The organism is Thermococcus sp. M36, from assembly GCF_012027355.1.
Lineage (GTDB): Archaea > Methanobacteriota_B > Thermococci > Thermococcales > Thermococcaceae > Thermococcus.
In genome coordinates, this window is the sequence record NZ_SNUH01000021.1 from 1 (window position 1) to 675 (window position 675).

Here is a 675-nt window from a genome sequence, read left to right on the forward strand (position 1 = left end):
AACATTTTATACTGGCAATCATCTACCGATAATGGTAATACCTGGAATAACATTTCAAATACAACAGATTCATTAGTTTACAATAACCTTTTAAGTACCACTAAATACAGAACATTTGTACAAAGTGGAGTATGTGCCTCTTTAATAAGCAATACAGTTACCGTAATTGTCGCTCAGCCTGTAACCCCTGCTAAAGCAGGGTTTAACAGATTACTATGTTTTCAGGATACCATACACTTACAAGCTAATACACCAACAACAGGTACAGGTATCTGGCAACAGATAAGCGGACCGAATACCGGTGCATTCAGCAATCAAAACAATGCTTCAACAACTGTAAACGGATTAACTGCAGGCACTTATTTATTTGCATGGAATATCAGTAATAATGTTTGTGCAAGTTCTGTTGATACGGTTCAAATAACTATTCGCCCTTTAACCACTATCGCCAACGCAGGGAACGATACTACTATTTGTAACTTCACTAATGCAACTGCTATTACTTTACATGGCAACTTAAATGCAAGCAGAAGTTTTGAATCAGGAACATGGACCATTATTACCAAACCTGTTGGAAGTAATACTTCATTCAGTAATGCATACTCACCTAACAGTATTTTCAGTTTTGACAAAACAGGTAATTACCAATTGGTATGGACAATAAACAACGATAAT

1 protein-coding gene is annotated in these 675 nt (G+C 36.0%); it reads left to right on the forward strand.

Annotation, left to right across the window (positions count from 1 at the left end; translation table 11 throughout):
* Window positions 1–675, forward strand: a 675-nt coding sequence (locus E3E36_RS11115; RefSeq protein WP_206203609.1) for a hypothetical protein, incomplete at both ends; no start/stop codon positions are given.